At 34.8% G+C, this 15,527-nt stretch carries 9 protein-coding genes and 2 pseudogenes; 10 read left to right on the forward strand and 1 reads right to left on the reverse strand.

The features are described 5' to 3' along the window. Window positions 1–25 precede the first annotated feature (25 nt). The 10 genes and pseudogenes from H1A07_RS00735 (at window position 26) to H1A07_RS00780 (ending at window position 15,125) form a co-directional block, all read left to right on the forward strand. A complete protein-coding gene (locus H1A07_RS00735; protein ID WP_210145079.1) occupies window positions 26–1,420 on the forward strand; it encodes a metallophosphoesterase family protein in 1,395 nt (464 codons plus the stop codon). Window positions 1,421–1,480: 60 nt separating this feature from the next. Next, on the forward strand, window positions 1,481–3,430 hold the full coding sequence (gene asnB / locus H1A07_RS00740; RefSeq protein ID WP_210145080.1) for an asparagine synthase (glutamine-hydrolyzing): 1,950 nt from the start codon (window positions 1,481–1,483) through the stop codon (window positions 3,428–3,430). A 29-nt stretch (window positions 3,431–3,459) separates the two neighbouring features. Further along, on the forward strand, window positions 3,460–4,791 hold the full coding sequence (locus H1A07_RS00745; protein ID WP_210145081.1) for a carboxylate--amine ligase: 1,332 nt from the start codon (window positions 3,460–3,462) through the stop codon (window positions 4,789–4,791). Window positions 4,792–5,000: 209 nt separating this feature from the next. Further along, a complete protein-coding gene (nrdD, locus tag H1A07_RS00750) occupies window positions 5,001–7,211 on the forward strand; it encodes an anaerobic ribonucleoside-triphosphate reductase (protein WP_210145082.1) in 2,211 nt (736 codons plus the stop codon). After that, complete coding sequence (gene nrdG, locus H1A07_RS00755) at window positions 7,211–7,924, forward strand: anaerobic ribonucleoside-triphosphate reductase activating protein (RefSeq protein WP_094498861.1); 714 nt, start codon at window positions 7,211–7,213, stop codon at window positions 7,922–7,924. The genes nrdD and nrdG overlap by 1 nt, the downstream gene beginning before the upstream one ends. Before the next feature lie 55 nt (window positions 7,925–7,979). Continuing rightward, the gene (locus H1A07_RS00760; RefSeq protein ID WP_210145476.1) at window positions 7,980–8,570 is read left to right on the forward strand and encodes an iron-sulfur cluster assembly protein; all 591 of its coding nucleotides are present in this window, start codon (window positions 7,980–7,982) and stop codon (window positions 8,568–8,570) included. Beyond that, entirely contained in the window at window positions 8,570–9,766 is a 1,197-nt protein-coding gene (locus H1A07_RS00765; protein ID WP_210145083.1) for a DUF438 domain-containing protein, read from the forward strand. The genes H1A07_RS00760 and H1A07_RS00765 overlap by 1 nt, the downstream gene beginning before the upstream one ends. 103 nt (window positions 9,767–9,869) lie before the next feature. Further along, window positions 9,870–11,087, forward strand: coding sequence for an MDR family MFS transporter (locus H1A07_RS00770; RefSeq protein WP_210145477.1), 1,218 nt, complete (start codon window positions 9,870–9,872; stop codon window positions 11,085–11,087). A 118-nt stretch (window positions 11,088–11,205) separates the two neighbouring features. After that, window positions 11,206–12,108 (forward strand): annotated as a pseudogene (locus H1A07_RS00775) (tagatose 1,6-diphosphate aldolase). 134 nt (window positions 12,109–12,242) lie between these two features. Further along, on the forward strand, window positions 12,243–15,125 hold the full coding sequence (locus tag H1A07_RS00780; protein ID WP_210145084.1) for an LPXTG cell wall anchor domain-containing protein: 2,883 nt from the start codon (window positions 12,243–12,245) through the stop codon (window positions 15,123–15,125). Window positions 15,126–15,196: 71 nt separating this feature from the next. On the opposite strand, the pseudogene H1A07_RS10070 reads toward H1A07_RS00780, so the two are convergent. Next, a pseudogene (locus H1A07_RS10070) lies at window positions 15,197–15,379 on the reverse strand (MurR/RpiR family transcriptional regulator); the annotation flags it as partial. Window positions 15,380–15,527 lie beyond the last annotated feature (148 nt).

Genomic DNA, 15,527 nt, shown 5'->3' on the forward strand with positions numbered 1-15,527 from the left:
TGTGTGATGAGTGGGGAAGAGTATCATGAAAATTATCAATAAAACCAAAGGTATGATTGATAAGTTTTCCGGGATGACTCGGAAGATGATGCGAAATAAAAGTAATATTCCATTTGATGGAATGCAAAAATATATGACTGTCGGTGAATATAACGTTGGAGCTTCAGAGGGAACGCCTCAGGGTGAAGAATATAAGCTCATTGTTTACAAGGATACTGACAATGTTTTGCATCAAGCTTTACGTTCTGTTGATGCTTCTGATTTAGCACCAGCGTACGTAAGGAAATTTGATAAACGCTTAAATCGTTTTACTGCTTTTGTTAACAAGCAAACAGGTCGACGTTATATTGTTGAAGATCAACTAGATCAGTTAGTAGATTATGTGAAAAAGCATAGCCGAGATGGCTATAACTCAATTAATATCGGTGTTTTAACCGATACACACTATAAAGATGCTGATAGTATTGATTTTTATGGACATAACGGACTTCGTCATGTTAAAGAGTTTAATTATCTTGAAGATAAAGATGTTTTAGATTTAAAAGCTCATTTAGGTGATTGGATGGACGGATCCGATCCAGGATTAGTTGGCGAAGCAGAGTTGATATCTTTGTCTAGAACGTTTAGATCTAAAAAAACTAACTTTGCTGTCATCAAGGGTAATCACGATGAAAATGATAAATTTGATGAGCATCATGATCTGAGAGCTAGTTTTCCAGAAAATGAATTTGAGGATATAATGTGGCCAAGTATGTATGCGCAAGATGGTATTCACTATATCACGCGCAAGCACGGGGTTGCATATTTTGATAAAGATGACGTCAGAATTATTACAGTCAATACATCTGATTTACCTTATGAGCTTGATGATCAAGGAAAGAAAAAATACGATGCTAAACTTGCTTTAGCGATTCGTGAAGATCAGATGCAAGAAATTATCGAAATTCTTGAAAATTCAAATGGTAAAACAATTATTTTCATGAGTCATGCAAACCCTATTACTCGCAAGGGAACAAATGCCTTGAAATTTAATGGGCGTTCTCTACATGAATTAATGGTTGCCTTTAATCAACGTGAAAAAGGATACCTTAATTCAAGGGATGTTCCTCCTGAATTTACCCTAGCTAACAGCTTTGATTTCACAAAGATAAAAAATGCAAAAATAGTTGCATATTTATGTGGACACCGTCATACTGAAGACCAATATCGCATTAACGGTATACAATATATATTTTTTAATTGCTCGGCTCTAATGGGGCCTAACCATGCGCTTACTACGCAATATAATAAGCGCTGGAATAGACAGATGGATCATGCTAATGAAGCAGCTGGATATATAGTAAATGTTGATGTTCAAAGACATTTATTACAAGTATTTGGATATGGAGCTGCTTCTAAGAGACGATTCTATCGAATTTAATTTTTGAAATGTAAATAGCTTATAATAAGACTACTGTTTATTTTGAGGTGAAAGTTACTTATGTGTGGAATTTGTGCGTTTTTTGATCCTGAATTAAAGGATAAAGACTGTGCTATTCAGGGAATGATGGATACAATTAAACACCGTGGTCCGTCTTCTGATGGAAAATATACTAATGATCAGGTGGCTTTAGGTTTTAGACGTTTGTCAATTATTGACCTTCGTGGTGGAAGTCAACCAATTTTTAATGAAGATAAAAGTAGAGCAATTATTTTTAATGGGGAAATTTATAATTTTAAACCATTAAGAAAAGAATTAATTGATGCAGGTCATACCTTTACTACTAAGGCTGATACTGAAGTCTTGCTTCATGGCTATGAAGAATGGGGAATGGATGGCTTATTGAAGAAAGTTCGTGGTATGTTTGCCTTTGTAATTTGGGATGACAATACCAAGACTTTATATGGTGCTCGTGACTTCTTCGGAATTAAGCCAATGTACTACTCAGACCAAAATGGTAAGTTAATTGTTGGTAGTGAATTGAAGAGCTTCTTAGCTTACCCAGGCTTTAAAAAGGAATTAAATACTGAAGCAGTTAAGCCATACTTAATGAACCAATATAATGACTTAAAGGAAACTTTCTTTAAGGGTGTTTACCGCTTTCCAGCAGGTCACTGGTTTGAATATAAAGATGGCAAAATGAAAACTCATCAGTACTGGGATGCTAAGTATGTTGAAAATAGTCTAAGTTTTGAAGAAACCTTAGATAAAATCAATGAGGACTTAAAAGAAACTGTTGATTTATACAGAAATGCGGACGTACCAGTTGGTGCATTCTTATCTGAAGGTATTGATTCTTCCTACTTAACTAGTTTACTTGATCCTGAAGATGTCTTCTCAGTTTCTTTTGATGATTCTACATATAATGAAGCATCAAAGGCTAAGGCACTTTCTGACTTACACGGCTGGAAATTCTTTGCAGATAAAGTTGATGCAGATGAAGCAATGCGTGACTTCCCAGAAATGCAATATCACATGGACGAACCAGATGCCAACCCATCTATTATTCCATTATGGTACTTGTGTAAATTAGCTAGAAAGCATGTTACTGTTGCCCTTTCTGGTGAAGGTGCCGATGAATTATTTGCAGGCTACGTTAACTACGGCATGCATACCCATAATGATGTAATTAAGGTCTTTACTGCTGGCCTTAAGAAATTACCTAAGAAGAGTCGTATTCGTTTAGCTCATAAGATTAAGAAGATGCCTAACTTCCCAGGTAAAGTACATATGTACACTAACTTGGCAGAGCCAAGTGAATTTTATGTTGGACAATCTGTCATTTATGATATGGACTATCCAACTATCTTTACTTCCAAAGATGCTAATGCTATCTTGCGTGATAAATACAAGAATGATTTGACAGTTAATGGCATTTATCAAGAAGACTTTAAGAAAGTTAAGAATATCGATGAAGTTAAGCAAATGCAATATATTGATCTTCACCACTTTATGCTTAATGATATTGAGCAAAAAGCAGATAAGATCTCAATGGCTCATTCTCTAGAATTACGTGTGCCATATCTTGATAAGAAGATTGCAGAACTTGCTAACTCAATCCCAACTAAATATTTAGTTAACCGCCACGATACTAAATATGCTCTTCGTAAAGCATCTGAAAAGGTTTTACCAGAAGAATGGGCTCAAAGACCTAAGCTTGGTTTCCCAACTCCAATTAAGCAATGGCTTAAGGAACCAAGATTTTACAAACAAGTTAGAGAATTGTTTACTGAAGACTTTGTAGATGACATTTTTGACCAAAAGAAGATTGTTAAATTGCTTGATAATAACTACAAGGGCGATGGTTCAGCTCGTCGTCAAATTTGGGCTATTTACACTTTCTTAGTTTGGTACAAGTTATTCTTTGTTGACTATGATGAAACTGTTAAGAAGTATCAACACGTTCAACCAGAAGTGGCAGAATTAATCGAAAGTGGCAGACTTGTTTAATTAAAGTTAGAGAGAAGTACGGATACAAAATGGTACAAGTAAAATTTACCCCTATTTTATTGGGTAGTGATATCAATGTTTACGGAATGGCTCGCTCCTTCAATGAAGCTTATGGAATTAAGGTTCAAGCTTGGGCTGCTAGTCAATTAGCAGCAACGCGCTATTCTAAAATTGTTGATGTAGAAGTTCATGAAGGTTTTGAAGAAGATCCAGGCTTTATGAACGTTATGAAGCAAAAAATTGAAGAATACAAGAACCATCCAGAACCAGTTATTTTAATTGCTTGCGGAGATGGATACGCAGAATTATTAGCTAAGCATAAGGATGAATTGAAGGATACTTTTGTTGTTCCTTACATTGATTATGATTTGTTAGAGAAGCTAATTTCTAAAGAAGGTTTCTACGAAATTGCTGAAAAGTATGGTCTTCCATATCCACACACTAAGATTGTGACTATGGATGACTATAAGGCTGAAAATTATTTGAATTTACCATTTGATTATCCAGTTGAATTGAAGCCGGAAGATCCAGTTTCATGGTTGAATTGTCAATTTGAAGGCCGTAAAAAAGCCTTTACTATTCATGATGAGGCAGAATTAGTAGATATCGTTGGTAAAATCTACACTCATGGATATACTGAAGACTTGATTTTACAAGATTTCATTCCAGGCGATGATTCTAACATGCGTGTTCTTAATGCTTATGTTGATAAAGATCACAAGGTTAAGATGATGTGCTTAGGTCACCCACTTCTTGAAGACCCAACTCCTCAATCTATCGGTAATTACATGGCAATTTTGCCAGCCTTCAGTCAAAAGCTTTACGATACTGTTCAATCATTCCTTGAGAAGTTGAATTATACTGGTATGGCTAACTTTGACATTAAGTACGACCCAAGAGATGGAGAATACAAATTCTTTGAGATCAACCTTCGTCAAGGTCGTTCAAGTTTCTACGTGACTTTAAATGGTTATAACTTAGCCAAGTGGTATGTAGATGACTATGTTGAAGATAATTTAAAGGACAAGCCATCAGTTTATGGAAATAAAGACGGTGCTAACTATATGTTGTGGCTTGGAGTTCCAAAGAAGATCTTTAAGGAATATGCTTACGACAACGGTTCAAAACGCTTAGCTGAAAAGTTAATTGATGAGGGGCATTACGGTACAACTGTCTTCTATGATAAAGATTGTAGCTTAAAACGTTGGTTATTGATGCACTACATGTTCCATAATTACTATGCTAGATATAAGAAGTACTACCAAGTAAATAAGGGACAATATTTTGAAGAAGAAGCTAAAAAATTAGAAAAACAAGCTCTTCGTGATGGTCAACAAGAAAACCATGAAAATGAAATTTAACTAGAAAAATACTGCTGAGAATTTTTTACTCTCAGCAGTATTTTTTTGACTACTTTACTAATTATAGAAAATTTTGAAAATGAGCCTCTCTCTTGCTAGACGTAACTTTTGCTTAATACAATATATATGATCCAAAATGTCAATACCTACAATATCATGTAGTTTCTGATAAAATAGAACCATAGATATTGTGAAAGAGGAGAATAACCATGTTACAACAAGATGCTCAAATTAAATCAATTACTCAAATGACGCTGCCAGAAACAGCCATTAAAAGAGACGGTAGCATCTATCCTTTTGCTCTTTACAAAATTGAAATGGTTTTAGATAGCTTGCATCTGACTAAACATGAAGCAGATATTCTACCTGCTATCCTTCAAAAACTAAATGGTGCAAAGCAGACTTCTACTGAGAAAATAGCAGATGCATTTGTTCAAACATTAATCGAATTCGGCTTTAGTGATGAAGCAAATGCTTATGTTGATTATCGTAGAGAAGACGAAGCTAATTTTAAGAAGCAAACTGAGACTACTAACCGTCTGAATCGCTTAGTTCATCATGATCCAACAATTGTTAATGAAAATGCTAATAAAGACTCACGTGTTTTTTCAACTCAGCGTGATTTAACAGCTGGTGTAGTTGGTAAAACAATTGGTTTAACGATGATGCCAGAACATATTGCGAAGGCTCACTTACGCGGTGACATTCACTGGCATGACTTAGATTACACACCGCTCAGTCCTCTAACTAACTGTTGTTTGATTGACTTTAAAGAAATGCTAGGTCATGGCTTTACAATAGGAAATGCAAATATTGAACCTCCTCATTCAATCGAAACAGCAACTGCTCAAATGTCTCAAATTATTGCTAATGTTGCTTCTAGTCAATATGGGGGATGTTCTGCTGACAGAGTAGATGAAGTTTTAGCTCCATATGCTGAAAAGAATTATCACAAGAATATTAAGGAAGCTAGCGAATTCTTTGACGATGAAGAAAAGATCAAGGCTTTTGCAGTTAAGCGAACAAAAAAAGATATTTATGATGCTATGCAAGCTCTTGAATATGAAATTAATACCCTATTTTCAAGCCAAGGACAAACTCCATTTACTACTTTAGGATTTGGATTAGGAACATCCTGGATTGAACGTGAAATCCAAAAAGCAATCTTAAAGATTAGAATTGAAGGTTTAGGAAAAGACAAAAGAACAGCTATCTTTCCTAAGTTAGTCTTTACGCTAAAGAAGGGACTTAATTTACATCCTGGAGATCCAAACTATGATATTAAAGAATTAGCTTTGGAATGTTCTACTAAGCGTATGTATCCAGATATTGTTAGTTATGACATGATTAAGAAAATTACTGGATCATTTAAAGCTCCAATGGGTTGTCGTTCCTTCTTACAAGGTTGGAAAGATCCAGAAACTGGTAAAGAAGTAAATTCTGGTCGTATGAACTTAGGTGTTGTTACTTTAAACCTACCTAGAATTGCTATGGAATCAAAAGGAGATAAAGATTTATTCTGGCAAATCTTTAGAGAAAAGGTCCAAACAGCACATGAAGCTTTGCAAATTAAGGCTAAACGTTGTACTGATGCTGTACCTGATAATGCTCCAATTCTTTATGAATATGGTGCTTTTGGTAAAAGACTAAATGCAGAAGATAATGTAAATGATCTTTTCAAAAATGGCCGCTGTACGGTTTCCTTAGGTTATATTGGACTTTATGAAGTAGGTACAGTCTTTTATGGTCCTAATTGGGAACATAATGAAGAAGCGCACCAATTTACTATTAATATTGTTAAAGAACTTCACGATTACTGCGCTAAATGGGAAAAAGAAGATCCAAATCACTATCACTACAGTGTATATTCCACTCCAAGTGAAAGTTTGACTGATAGATTTTGTCGTCTGGATACCAAAAAATTCGGTAAGGTGAAAGATATTACTGATAAGGAATACTACACTAATTCTTTCCACTACGATGTAAGAAAGCACCCAACTCCATTTGAAAAATTAGCTTTTGAAGCTCCCTATCCATTCTATGCTGCAGGTGGATTCATTCATTATTGTGAATATCCAAACCTTAAGCAAAATCCTAAGGCACTAGAGGCTGTCTGGGACTGGGCTTATGATAAAGTAGGATACTTAGGAACCAACACTCCAATTGACCAATGCTACAAGTGTGGTTTTAAGGGTGAATTTAAGGCAACCGCTAAAGGCTTTGAATGTCCACAATGTGGAAATCATGATCCAGAAACTTGTGATTGTGTGAAGCGTACTTGTGGCTATCTGGGTAATCCTTTGAAACGTCCAATGGTTCATGGTCGTCATGAAGAAATTGTCCACCGCGTAAAGCACTTGAATATGGGAATGGAAGAAAAGATGGCTAAGGATGAAGTTAGAAAGAATGACGAATACTGATGCCAGAGAAAGATAAAAACAATCAAGAAGGTCCTGATGTTCGAGGAAATTTAATTAAGGTTAATGTTGGTGGAGATACAATTTTTGTTGATTCTAATCAATACAAACCGCAAGTTGAACATGCAAAAAAATTAAAACAACAGCATAGAAAACCGAAGAATCCTAAACCAAAGGAATGGAAGTCAGAAGAATACTCTAAGCATAAAATTGCTGACTATAAGCCATTTAATTTTGTTGATGGTGAAGGGGTTAGATGCAGTTTATATGTAAGTGGATGTTTGTTTGACTGTCCTGGTTGTTATAATTTAGCAGCCCAGAATTTTAATTATGGACGTCCTTATACTCAAGAATTGGAAGATAGAATTATTGAAGATATGTCTCAATCTTATGTGCAGGGGTTAACTTTATTAGGTGGTGAACCATTTTTAAATACTTGGGTATGCTTGAAATTAATTAACCGAGTACGTAAAGAATTTGGACATAGTAAAGATATTTGGTCTTGGTCAGGTTATACCTGGGATGAGCTTCAAAAAGAAACTCCTGATAAGAAAGAAATGCTTTCAAAGATTGATATTTTAGTTGATGGACGTTTCATGGATGATTTAAAAGATTTGACACTACAATTTCGTGGGTCAAGTAACCAGCGAATTATTGATGTTCAAAAATCAATTAAGGCTAATAAGGTTATTATTTGGGATAAGCTAGTTAGATAAGTTTGATAGAATAAGGGAAACGATAATGTTTCTCTTATTTTTTTAGGTGAAAAAGATGCAAGAAAAGAATTTGAAATTAGTCGATAAAATTATGACTGCCTTGCAAGGTGTAGAAGATCCAGAATTACTAGTTGATGTAGTTAATTTAGGGTTAATTTATGGAATTGATATTGAAGGGGATCATGCCACAGTTAAGATGACTTTAACAATCGTTGGCTGTCCCTTGTCCACATATTTGCAAAATGCAATTGAAAAGGCAGTCTTGTCTGTTCCCGAAATTAAGAGTTGTGATGTGAAGTTGGTTTGGTATCCAGTTTGGAGTCCAGAAAGAATGACGATAGCGGCTAAGAAACAATTAGGGATGCTGGATAATGAACAAGTCCTTGATCAAGAAAATAAAATTGAAGAGACAGAAAAGAAAGAAAAGATAATTGATTTTTCTGTTCCAATAAAGAAGCTGGCAGAAGAATATCCAGATTTTATTCAAATTATGTATGACTGCGGCTTTACAAGAATTAAAATTCCGGGCCTGTTGTCTACCGTAGGAAGAGTAATGACGATTCCGCTTGGTGCCCAAGCTATGAAAATTGATTTAGATAAAATAAGGCAGGCGTTCGAAGATAAAGGCTACAAGGTGATTGATTAATGAAAGAACTAGATAAAGAGCGACAAAAAGCTATTTTAAAAATTTTAAATTTTATTCAAGATGGTGGAGAGCTTGAAGAAGCAAAGAAAATGTTTCAAGCTGCCTTTGATCAAGTTGATGTGGCTGAAATCACTGCAGCAGAAAGAGAATTAATTGCTCAAGGCCTTGATCCAAGAAAAATCCAATATTTGTGCAATGTTCACGCCGATGTTTTTAAGGGTAATATTAAAGAAAATAAGAAAAATTCTGAGTTTGAAAAACCGGGTCATCCAGTTCATACATTCAAGTTAGAGAATATTGTTCTTAAGTCCTTGGTAAATGACGCTTTATTGCCAGACTTAGCTAAGTGGGAAAAGGGAGATAAGGGTGCACTCTCAAAGTTAAGACAGGAGTTAAAAGACCTAGCTAAAATTCACTATCATTATGCTCGTAAGGAAACTTCAATGTTTCCCATTATGACTAAATATGGAATTACTGCACCACCGAAAGTTATGTGGGGCGTTGATGATAAAATTCGAAAACTCATTGGTCAGGCTAATTTACTTGTTAATCAAAAAGATATTGATCAAGTTGAAGTGTCTAAGGCAATAAAAGAGACGGCACATGAAGTGCTTGAAATGATTTTTAAAGAAGAAGAAATCATGTTGCCAATGATTGATGAAGTTGCCAGTGAAGAAGACTGGGGCAATGTCAAAAATGAGGAAGAACAGATTGGCTATACCTTGATTCAAAAACCAATGAATTGGAAACCTAAGGAAAAGACTAAAAATGATAGGCCACTTTCTGTTGATAAATTAAGTAGCTTAGCACTAAATTTTGCAGAAGGAAGCTTAAATTTGGAGCAATTATCTGCAATTTTGGACTTATTGCCTTTTGCATTAACTTTTATTGATGAAAATGATAAAGTAGCTTATTTTGGCGGAGGCGCCAATATTTTCCCTCATTCTAAAAATGCGATTGGCAATAGTGTTTATTCTTGTCATTTACCTGAGAGCATACCACGAGTTAAAAAGATTTTTGACGATTTTCACCAAGGGAAAAAAGATAAGTATGAGTTTTGGTTTCAGCCAAGACATATGGGGCGGTACCTATACTTACAGTATTTTGCTGTGAGAAAAGATAATAAATATTTGGGCTGTTTAGAAGTTGCTCAGGATGTTACTGATATTAGAAGTTGGAAGAATGAAAAGCGATAACGAGAAGACTCTACCTTTAGGCAGAGTCTTTTTTACGCTCGTGCAAAAATGTTCATTAATTGCTAGACTGAATGTAAGAATATGGAAGAAAAGGGTGAGAAAGTTGCATAGTAAGGGAAATATCCAACCGGATGATGAGATAAAGTTACATTGGCTTCTTTTAGGTGAATTATTTACCTGGATTGGAGCCAGTTTTATTTGGCCATTAACTTCAGTTTATTTGAATAAAAGACTCCATGTTTCTTTGGCTATGATTGGAATAGTACTTCTATTTAATTGTTTGGCTAATATGCTTGGTTCATTTATTGCTGGCTGGGCATATGATCATTTCAATCCATACTATTTAATTATTGCTGGCGCTGGCTTAGATGCCTTAGTACTATTTGGAATGGCCACTAATCATACCTGGCCAATTTATTGGGTTTGGATGACTTTGACTGGTCTACTGGGCGGCTGGAATGGTGCATTAATTAATTCAATTGCGACTAGTATCAAGTCTAAGCCAGGGCGGTATATCTTTAATACAATTTATTTTGCACAAAATCTTGGTGTGGTACTAGGAACATTAATTGTAGGTTATATCTATGATTATTCAGTTACAATTTTATTTGTAATTGCGGCTAGTCTTTTTGTGATTGTAAGTATAAACGCAATCATTAATTATCGACCAATTATTAAGTTTCATTTGGAAAGAAAAGCTCAGCAAAATAAAGATAGTAAAAATAAAGCCACTCCGATGCCTGCTGCTAATCTAAAGCTGACTATCGGCTTTTTCACTACCTTAGCTGTAATTTGGTTAATGTATATGAACTGGGAATCTAACCTTTCAGTTTATATGGTTTCTTTGGGAATTCCTTTTCATTTATATAGTTTATTGTGGACAATTAACGCCAGCATTATTGTGATTGTTCAAGCATTTCTAAGTCGTTTTCCTAACACATTTAAGAACTTATTTCATCAAGTAGTATTTGGAGTTACTATGTTTGCTATTTCTTTTGTAACTCTAATTTTTGCAAAAGACTATGCTCACTTTGTATTTTCAATGGTTACTTTAACGCTTGGTGAATCAACAGCAATGCCAGCAATGCCCGCATATGTAAATGACTTGTCACCTGTCGATAGTAAAGGGAAATACCAAGGTTTAACAATTTCAACGTCGGCTGTTGGGAGAGCATTTGGACCATTATTTGGGGGCTTGGTTATTGATAAGTTTGGTTATATCAATTTCTTTATTGTTGCTGCGGTTGGGATTTTTATGATGCTGGCAATTATTGTTCCCCTTCATACAAGATTAAAAGGAAAGCTGAAAATATTTAGATAAACTTTTACATGATTTTTCTCATTAAGTGAAAAGCTTTATAGTATGAAAGCGATCTTTGCTTTTTATGAAAACGCCATCTTATAATATAAATGTGCGGTAAATGAAAAGGAGATACACGATGAGAAAGATTTCACCTGAAGTTGCAAAACATATGGATAATTTATCTAATGAGGCTGGCGTAATCAGTGCATTAACAATTGACCAAAGAGGATCATTAAAACGAATGTTAGCTGAGGCAGAAAATTAGCCTGCTGATGAAACAATAATTGTTGATTTTAAGGAAGCTGTTTCTAGTGAGTTGACTCCATATGCTTCTGCTATTTTGACAGATCCGGAATATGGTCTTCCAGCAGCTAAGGGTAGAGATAAGAATTGTGGTTTATTATTATCTTATGAAAAGACGGGCTATGACACTACTGAGCTAGGTAGAATGTGTGATTTGATTGCCGATCAATCAGCATTAAGAATTAAAAATGATAGTGCCAATGCAGTTAAGTTCTTACTTTACTACGATCCAGACGAAAGTGATGAAATTAACGATAAGAAGAAGGCTTTTGTTGAAAGAGTAGGAGCTGAAACTAAAGCAAATGGATTACCATTTTTCCGTGAATTATTAACTTATGATGGGAAAATTAATGATGCTAAAGGTGAAGAATACGCAAAGGTAAAACCTGAAAAAGTTTTCAAAACTATGCAAGAATTCTCTAAGTCTCAATATGATGTAACAGTTCTTAAAGTTGAGATGCCATTTAATATTAAGTTTGTAGAAGGCTATAATGGCGATAACAATGTTGTTTATACTCAAGAAGAAGCAAAGAAATTATTGAAGAAACAGTCAGATTTAACTCATTTACCATATCTCTTTTTATCGGCTGGTGTAACTTCAGAAGAATTTATTGCAGAGATTGAAATGACTGAAAAAGCTGATGCAGACTTTAAAGGAAAGAAAAATATCGAGAACTTAAATGATGCACTTAAAGGTGCAAAATCATGGAAAGATAAATTAGAAATCGAAGAATAATAGCTGAATTATTTAATTGAAAACAAGGTTAGAAGTGGCCTTGTTTTTTTGTATGGATGGACCTAGGTCCAACCTTGAAAAAACATACTTAACACAATAAAATAAAAAAGGAATTGTTAATTTGGAGGAAAACAATGAAAGAATTAAAATATACAAGTTTGGCTGTTGCAGCATTAACAGCTACTCTTTTAGTAAGTACTAATAATAGTAAGGTTCAAGCTGCTACAACTGATAAAAATAACACTGTCGTTGTAGCAAAATCAGATAAAGAAAAATTACAAGATGCTGTTAATCAAGCACAAAATTCAGTTAATAATGCTCAAGCAAGCGTATATAGTAAAAAGAGCGCATTAACTAACGCACAAGCACAGGCAAAAGCACCAAATGATGCCTGTGATGCTCAACAAGCTAAGGTAAATGATAGCCAAAAGAATTTAGCTGATAAGCAAGCTGTTGCAAAACAAGCACAAGATAAGTTAACTAGTGCAATTGAAGTAGCAAAGCAAGCAACTTCAGAAAATATTCAAAAGACCCAAAAGAATATTGCTGCACAGCAAGATGCAATTAAAGCTGCTAAGCAAAATGTCAGTGGTGCAAGTGCAGATTTAAATACAGCACAAAGTCAATTGGCGACTGCTAAACAAAAACAGGCTGATGCTCAAAATTTAGTTAACAGTAAAGAAGCTGCAAAGAAAACCGCTGATAATAATGTTGCTAACGCTGAAGCTGCTCTTAAGAATAGTGGACTAGATGAAGCAAAACAAAATGTTCAAAAAGTTCAAAACGCATTAAATGATATTAAGAAGACAAATGCGGATAACGAATCAGTTTTGTCTAAGAATCAAGCTGCTTTAGCTGAAAATAATCAAAAGATAGCAACTGTTAATAATAATCTTGCAGTGGCAAACAAAGCTGTAGTAGATGCTCAAAACTATGTTAATGCTAAACAAAAGGCGCTGGCTGATGCTAAACAAGCTTTGAAGGACTTACAAGATCAAGTTGCTCAAGATCAAGCAAGCGGTGCAGCTGGTTTCTTTAAGGCAATTGCTGACAATAAAGATAATTCTGAAAGTTTAAGAGAAGATGCTCAAACTGCATATGAAATTGTAGCGGGAACATATAATGGTGAATATGGAAAAGAGCCAACCTGGTATGCAAAACGTGTACATTTAGGTGCTAAAAATGATGCTACCAGTATTGAAGAAATGAAAAATGTTCTTCCATATTTACCTAAGGTAAATGAAGCCCGCACAAGTCACAATAGATCTGTTTTGGGAATATCATTAACAGATATGGCTGTAGCTATGATTGATGCAGACTATCAAACAGGCTGGTTAGACCATCCAGACAGTTTATATCAATCAGAAAATCTTACTACTTATATGCAGGAACCAGTTCAATCATGGATGCAAGAAGAAGAAACCTGGAATGAAATGGTAAAGGAACATCCTGAATATGCTGATGTGCCAACTAGCTCTTACAATATTTATGCTTTCTTTACCAACCATTATGATGAATATTTACAAGTAGGTCACTTTTTGAATTTAATGGATCCGTCTCTTACTCATTTTGGAATGGGCCGCTTAGATGACTCTGCTGTTTCTTGGGATGTAAATGATGTTCTTGATGTTTCAAATCCACTAAGTGTTGAAGCCTATACTGATTTATTTAATAAGTATTCTAAAGATGTATTAAAAGAAGATCAGTTAAACACCCTTAAAGCTAACGTAGCAACTGCAAATCAAAACCTAGTTGCAGCACAAAATGCAGTTAAATCAGCACAAAATAACGTTCAGAGTCTACAAGCTAACCTAGCAGAATTAAACAATGGTTCTACTAAGATCAATAAGGCAATTTCAGATACACAAGCTGCTCTTGCTAAGGGCCAAGAAAATCTTGAGTTTGAACAAAAACAATTAGATCAAGCAAATAAAACCTTAGCAAATGTTCAAGCTAAAGTTGGTACAAAAGCAAAAGCTTTGGAAGATGCTAAAGCTGCACAAGCTAAGGCAGCAGAAGCTGTAGCTCAAGCACAAAATGTTTTATCTGAAGCTACTGCTGCTGTTAAGGCTAGTCAAGCCAAGGTTGAGACAGCACAAAGTGATGTTCAAGTTAAAGATAATAATTTAAAGAGTGCTCAAGCTGCTTTGGATTCATTGAATCAAACTTTGAACAATTTAGAAAATGCACAATCAAATCTTTCTGCTGCTCAAACAGCTTTGAATAAGGCAAACGATGACGTAACTGCTGCTAATAAGGCAGTTAAAGCTCAACAATTAATTTTAGATACTTTGAAGGAATCTAAAGCTAAAGCTGCTGCACAAGTTACAAACGCATCAGAAGAACTTAAGAAGGCGGAAGCAGAATTAGCTGCTGAACAAAGTAAGCTTGAAGATGCTAAGGCAAGATTAGACGCATTTAATAAGAAAGAAACAGAAAACAGCCATAAAGAAACTTCCAATACTGAAAAACCTGTAAACGCAACCAACGAATCTGACACTAGTCATCTTGTAAAACCTTCAGATAAAACTGCTGCAAATAGTACTGTAAAGCCAACAGATAAGCTGGATTCAAATAGTGAAGCATCAACAACTAATTCATCTGAAACTACCCCAGCTGATACTGATGCAGAGGTAAAGGATACTGGTACTGTAAAAGAAAATGCTAAGGCAGATCTTAAGACTAACAATAAGTCTGAAGAAAAATTATCTACTGTTAAGATTGTTGATAATAGTGATAGTTCAGCCGTATCTGTTGTCTTAAACGATTCAAATACTCCAGTTAAGACCTTTGGAGAAAAGACAGTTAACGGTACTACTTACTACAAAGTTAGTGCAAACCGCTGGGTTAAAGCTGATAAAGCTCATGTAGTTGCTGTAACTGGTAATGTAACTACTAATAAATTGCCACAAACTGGTGCAAAGAATGAGCTAGTTGCAGCTCTTTCTGGATTAGCAGTTGCAGGAGCTAGCTTAGTTAGCTACCTTGGTATTAACCGTAAGAAAAAGAATAATTAATTTATAAAATCATATACTGATAAAAAAGAGTTGATAGATCAACGTTGAAAAACGAGATTATCAACTCTTTTTTATTGTCTAGCAAAACCAGTTCTAACCGAATATGCATCCAAAAAAATACGGGTCATGATTTGTAAAGGTAATCGAGAGCGTACTTCATAATCAGGAAAATAGTTGGTTTTTGACATGTAGCCCATAAAAGTTAATGTCGAAAGCGAAGCAAGCTGGCCATTAGGATTAGTAGTAAAGGATAGTAAAATTCATTTACAATATTTGTCTAATACGGTTAAATTACTTACTCACCAAGATTTTATTGAAAAATTGAAACAAGTTAAGATACCAAAAGAGATTAAGGAATTATTCGTATCTGAGTCTTAGACGTTTAACTATTAAGTAAACTAA

This window comes from Lactobacillus taiwanensis, assembly GCF_017894345.1.
GTDB lineage: Bacteria > Bacillota > Bacilli > Lactobacillales > Lactobacillaceae > Lactobacillus > Lactobacillus taiwanensis.

What these genes read in the sequence shown, in the direction of transcription:
- H1A07_RS00735 (WP_210145079.1), top strand. Translation starts at nt 26, where the DNA reads ATGAAAATTATCAATAAAACCAAAGGTATGATTGATAAGTTTTCCGGG.
- asnB (WP_210145080.1), top strand. Translation starts at nt 1,481, where the DNA reads ATGTGTGGAATTTGTGCGTTTTTTGATCCTGAATTAAAGGATAAAGAC.
- H1A07_RS00745 (WP_210145081.1), top strand. Translation starts at nt 3,460, where the DNA reads ATGGTACAAGTAAAATTTACCCCTATTTTATTGGGTAGTGATATCAAT.
- nrdD (WP_210145082.1), top strand. Translation starts at nt 5,001, where the DNA reads ATGTTACAACAAGATGCTCAAATTAAATCAATTACTCAAATGACGCTG.
- nrdG (WP_094498861.1), top strand. Translation starts at nt 7,211, where the DNA reads ATGCCAGAGAAAGATAAAAACAATCAAGAAGGTCCTGATGTTCGAGGA.
- H1A07_RS00760 (WP_210145476.1), top strand. Translation starts at nt 7,980, where the DNA reads ATGCAAGAAAAGAATTTGAAATTAGTCGATAAAATTATGACTGCCTTG.
- H1A07_RS00765 (WP_210145083.1), top strand. Translation starts at nt 8,570, where the DNA reads ATGAAAGAACTAGATAAAGAGCGACAAAAAGCTATTTTAAAAATTTTA.
- H1A07_RS00780 (WP_210145084.1), top strand. Translation starts at nt 12,243, where the DNA reads ATGAAAGAATTAAAATATACAAGTTTGGCTGTTGCAGCATTAACAGCT.